4 protein-coding genes and 2 tRNA genes are annotated in these 4,624 nt (G+C 69.6%); all 6 read left to right on the forward strand.

Features of this window, described 5'->3' with window-relative positions:
* The coding region (locus ACT84W_RS06555; protein WP_444328621.1) for a PP2C family protein-serine/threonine phosphatase at positions 1 to 1,371 on the forward strand (1,371 nt) is incomplete at its 5' end.
* A gap of 29 nt (positions 1,372 to 1,400) precedes the next feature.
* The gene (locus ACT84W_RS06560) at positions 1,401 to 2,207 is read left to right on the forward strand and encodes an anti-sigma factor antagonist (protein WP_444328622.1); all 807 of its coding nucleotides are present in this window, start codon (positions 1,401 to 1,403) and stop codon (positions 2,205 to 2,207) included.
* 142 nt (positions 2,208 to 2,349) lie between these two features.
* Positions 2,350 to 2,425, forward strand: a tRNA-Gly gene (locus ACT84W_RS06565).
* Positions 2,426 to 2,463: 38 nt separating this feature from the next.
* A tRNA-Cys gene (locus ACT84W_RS06570) sits at positions 2,464 to 2,537 on the forward strand.
* Positions 2,538 to 2,656: 119 nt separating this feature from the next.
* Positions 2,657 to 3,568, forward strand: coding sequence for a putative ABC transporter permease (locus ACT84W_RS06575; protein WP_444328623.1), 912 nt, complete (start codon positions 2,657 to 2,659; stop codon positions 3,566 to 3,568).
* On the forward strand, positions 3,565 to 4,624 hold a 1,060-nt coding region (locus tag ACT84W_RS06580), incomplete at its 3' end, for a cysteine desulfurase family protein (RefSeq protein ID WP_444328624.1). The genes ACT84W_RS06575 and ACT84W_RS06580, both read left to right, overlap by 4 nt.

Below are 4,624 nucleotides of genomic sequence, written 5' to 3' on the forward strand. Positions count from 1 at the left end.
GACGGCGAGGTGATCTCCATCATCGAGGTCGGCTGGAAGCGCCAGTACCCCATCGACAAGGAAGACGCGCGCCTGCTCGACTCCGTCGCCCACTACCTCGCGGTCCAGCTGGCGGGCGCCTTCGCGACCATGCGCGCGCAGCGCTCCTCTCGGCTGGACGAGATCCTCTCCGACCTGCGCGAGAAGGCGCTGGGGCTCGGCGATTCCGAGAACCCCCACGACGACATCGTCGAGGTGATGCGCGAGGCGGCCGAAGAGCTCGACTCCGCGTTCGTGGAGGCGGACGCCGAGGCTGCCCCGGGGAGGATCGTCGCCGAGCTGCCGCTCACGGGGCGCCAGGAGATCGCCTGCGACCTCGATGCGCTCTGCGAGGGGCACGCCATCGACGGCGTCTCGGTCGTGCCGCTGCAGCCCGGCGACTCCCTGCGCGAGCACCTCCGCGAGCTCGGCGAACCCTGCGAGGCCGTGCTCATCGACGGCGGCGAGGCCGCGGGCACCCGCCGCGTCTGCCTCATGCTGCGCCCCGACGGCGCCGAGCCCTTCGACGACGTCGACCTCGCCTTCCTCGCGCGCCTCGCCTCCTGCCTGCGCGACGTGCTCCAGGGCGAGCAGGCCCGCTACGAGAACCGCCGCATCTCCCAGGCCCTCCAGTCGGGGATGAGAAACGAGCTCCAGCACGTGGAGGGCATCGACGCTCAGGGGGTCTATTCCTCGGCGACGGCGTCGGCCTTCGTCGGCGGCGACTTCTATGACCTCATCAGCCTGCCGGGGCGCCGCGCGTGCGTGATCATGGGCGACGTGTCCGGCAAGGGCGTGGAGGCGGCATCGGTCTCGGCCGCGGTGAAGACCGCGCTCGGGGCCTACGCCTGGGAGGGCCTCGCGCCCGCGCGCATGGTGCGGAGCCTGAACGAGTTTCTCCTCGGGTTCAGCCGCATCGAGACGTTCGCCACGCTCTTCGTGGGCATCATCGACCTCGACGCCTCGACCATAACGTACTGCTCCGCGGGCCATCCGCCTGCGCTCCTCGTCCGCGCGGGCGGCCAGGAGATGACGCTGCTCGACGTGCAGTCCGGCGTCGTGGGCGCCTTCCACGATATCGCCTACCGGGACGGCTCGATCGGCTACAGGGCGGACGACGTGCTGCTGCTCTACACGGACGGCACGACCGAGGCGCGCGACCCGTCCGGCGCGTTCTTCGGCGAGCAGGGGCTGCGCGACATGGTCATGCGCGAGAGCGACCCCGCGAAGCCCTACGAGGGCTTCCTGAGCCGCCTTATGGACACGGTCGAGAAGTTCACCGGGCACAAGCTCGAGGACGACGTGGCGATGGTCTCGCTCAGGTTCGAGGGCACGGGCGGCGCAGGTGAATAGCGCGCGCTTTTGCTGGGCATGCTGAGGTTATGGCTGCACAGACGAACATAGCCCAGGTGTGCGTGGACGGCGACCTCGACGTGAGGTCGGCCCCGAAGGTCCGCGCATGGATCGACGGCCTCGTCGACTCCGGCTGTCGCCGCGTGGTCCTCAACATGGCCAACGCCTCCTATGCGGACTCCGCCGGCTTCGGGATGATCCTGCGCGAGATGCGCCGGATGCGCGAGGTCGGGGGGATTCTCTCGCTGACCAACGTCAAGGACAGGGTATACCGCTCGCTCGTGGTCATGCGCATGGCGGACCTCGTGCCCATCACGCGAGCGGGGGCCTCGTGCGAGGTCCCGGACCTGCCCGCCGGCGCGCTTCCCGAGTGGCGCACGACGTTCAGGGTGGACGCGGGCGGCCTCGAGCAGGCGCGCGGGCGCCTCCACAGCCTCATCGCCGGGCTGCCGCTCTCGAACGACGACATCTTCGACATGAACCTCGCCTCGGGCGAGGCACTGGGCAACGCCGTCGACCATACCTGCGCGGAGGGGGTCCTGGTCACCGTGGCGGCCTACGCCGACCGCGTCGTCGTCGACGTCGCCGACTGCGGGGAGGGCTTCTTGCCCTGCGGCTGCGCGGACGGGCGCGACGCGGGCTCCGATTCCGGCGCCGATTCGGGCGAGGAGGACGCCTACGCGGAGCGCGGGCGCGGGATCAAGCTCATGCGGCTGCTGGCGGACTCGGTCACCATCGGGCCGAAGTCGACGGGGGAGGGCACGGTCGTGCGCCTCGTGAAGATGTACCCTGCCGGCCACGTTCCCTCCGATCGGCTCATGCCCGCCGCCCAATGACCTGCGATCAGCGCCTGGGAGAACCTCAGGCGCCGGCGCCGATTCCGGGCACGGGATTTCCGAAATCGGCATCGGAAAAGATTTACGGAAAAAAGTCCTTGCACGTGCAAAGAAGTCCGTGTATAGTAAGTCATCGCGTCACGCGGGCTTAGCGCAGTTGGTAGCGCGCCACCTTGCCAAGGTGGAGGTCGCGGGTTCGAACCCCGTAGCCCGCTCCATGTGAGCACCGAGGCCGGTTTTCCGGCCTCTTTCATATGGCGAAGTGGCCAAGTGGTAAGGCAGGGGCCTGCAAAGCCCTCACCCCCGGTTCGAATCCGGGCTTCGCCTCCAGGAATTGTCGGCACCCCCTTCGGGGGTGCCTTTTTTTCTTGCCGGGCCACCCTCTGCGCTACCATAGACGCAAAAGGCAGAACGCTGCCCGTCCGACGTCGCTAGGAGCCCTTACCCCTATGCTGTACACCCTACTTCTGCTCGTCCTTCTCATCGAGATCGTGCGCGGCTTCGTCCGTGTGGTCGTCTACTTCGCCGAGTGGCTCCAGCGTGGCCGCAGCATCGACGAGGAGGACCTCGAGCCCGCCGTCCGCGCGATGGTCGAGTCCGACGACGCCCTCGACCGCGAGATGGCCCGCGCGAGCCAGAAGCGCGGCCTCGCCCGTGTGTTCGCCCGCTGGCAGGCCGCCAACGAGGCCGTCGACGAGTACCTCGACAACATGCATCTCGGCTGGTATCAGGTCATCATCATCTTTTTCCTCGGGTGCATGGGCGGCCTGCTGCTCGAGGAGGCCTGGATGCTCGTCACCGCGGGCCTCACGGAGAACCGCGTCGGCCTCGTGTGGGGGCCCTTCAGCCCGCTGTACGGCACCGGCGCCGTGCTCCTGACCGTGCTTTGCTTCCAGATGCGTCGCCACGGCGCGAAGACCTGGCAGGTCTTCCTCATCTCCGCGGCCATCGGAGGCGGCCTCGAGCAGGTGACCGGTTGGGGCATGGAGGCGCTCTTCCACGCTGAGTCCTGGACCTACGCCTACCTGCCCGACCACATCACCCAGTGGGTCGCGTGGCGGTTCCTCTTTTTCTGGGGGCTTCTGGGCATCGTGTGGACGCGCCTGATCATGCCGAAGCTGCTCTACCAGATCGGCATGCCCACCTCGCAGCGGCAGATCCTCTTCGTCACGCTTGTGGCGGTCTACCTCGTGGCGGACATCGGCATGACGCTCGTGTGCTTCAACCGCAAGACCGCCCGCGACGCCGGCGTGCCGCCCACGAACGCCTTTGAGCAGTGGGTGGACACGCACTACAGCGACGAGTTCATCTCTGGGCGCTTTGAGAACCTGAAGATCGGCGACGAGAGGGATTCCCAGTGACGTTCGCTTATACCGGGCAAGAAACCCTTGGGGCAGTCGGTACCGCCGGGGTTGCGGGGGCTGCCGGCGCCGCTTCGGCCGATCGTCGCCCCGTCTACCTGGACTACGCCGCCGCCACGCCGATGGACCCCGAGGTCGTCGACGCGATGTTGCCCTACTTCACAGATGCGTTCGAGAACCCGAGCGCGCCCTACGCCGCCGCCCGAGCCGTCCGAGCCGACGTCGAGGACGCGCGCGCTGCGTGCGCCCACGCCATCGGCGCCCGCCCCGGCAACGTGACCTTCACCGCGGGCGCCACCGAGGCGAACAACCTCGCCTTCGCAGCGGCGGGCCCGGACGCCCATGTGGTCGTGGACGCCGTCGAGCACGAGAGCGTGCTCGCGTGCGCGGCGGCCGCGGGCGGCGGGTGCGCGGTCGTGGGCGTGGGGCCCGACGGCCGCGTCAGCGCCGCAGACGTCGCCGCCGCAATCACGCCCGAGACGAGGCTCGTCTCGGTCGAGCTTGCCAACGGAGAGGTCGGCGCGATGCAGCCCGTGCGCGAGATCGCGCGCGTCGTCGCCGCGGAGCGCGACCGGCGCCTGGCGGCGGGGGAGCGGGAGCCGATCTGGCTCCATACCGACGCCTCACAGGTGGCGGGCTCGCTCGCCGTCAACGTGGGCACGCTCGGGTGCGATATGCTGACCCTCTCGGCAGCGAAGATCTATGGCCCCAAGCAGGTGGGGCTCCTGTGGTCCTCCGACGACGTGGCCCTGCGGCCGCTCGTGCTTGGCGGCGGGCAGGAGAACGGCGTGCGCTCGGGGACCGAGAACGTCGCCGGCGTGATCGGCTTCGCGAAGGCGCTCGAGCTCACCGCGGCGCGGCGGGGCGAGGAGGCGCGCCGGCTCGCCCGCCTGCGCGACCGCCTGCAGCGCGCCCTGTGCGGGGAGTTCGGCTGGGCCGTCGTGTCCGGCCCGCGCCAGGGCAAGCTGCGCCTTCCGGGGCTTCTGCACATCAGCTTCCCGGGGCTCGAGGCGCGCCGGCTCGTGATCGCGCTCGAGCGCGAGGGCGTGAGCGTGG

The sequence above is a fragment of the Paratractidigestivibacter sp. genome (genome assembly GCF_052362415.1).
GTDB lineage: Bacteria > Actinomycetota > Coriobacteriia > Coriobacteriales > Atopobiaceae > Paratractidigestivibacter.

Bases quoted from the DNA above. Each gene is read 5' to 3' on its own strand.
- ACT84W_RS06560 (WP_444328622.1), top strand. From the start codon at position 1,401: ATGGCTGCACAGACGAACATAGCCCAGGTGTGCGTGGACGGCGACCTC.
- ACT84W_RS06575 (WP_444328623.1), top strand. From the start codon at position 2,657: ATGCTGTACACCCTACTTCTGCTCGTCCTTCTCATCGAGATCGTGCGC.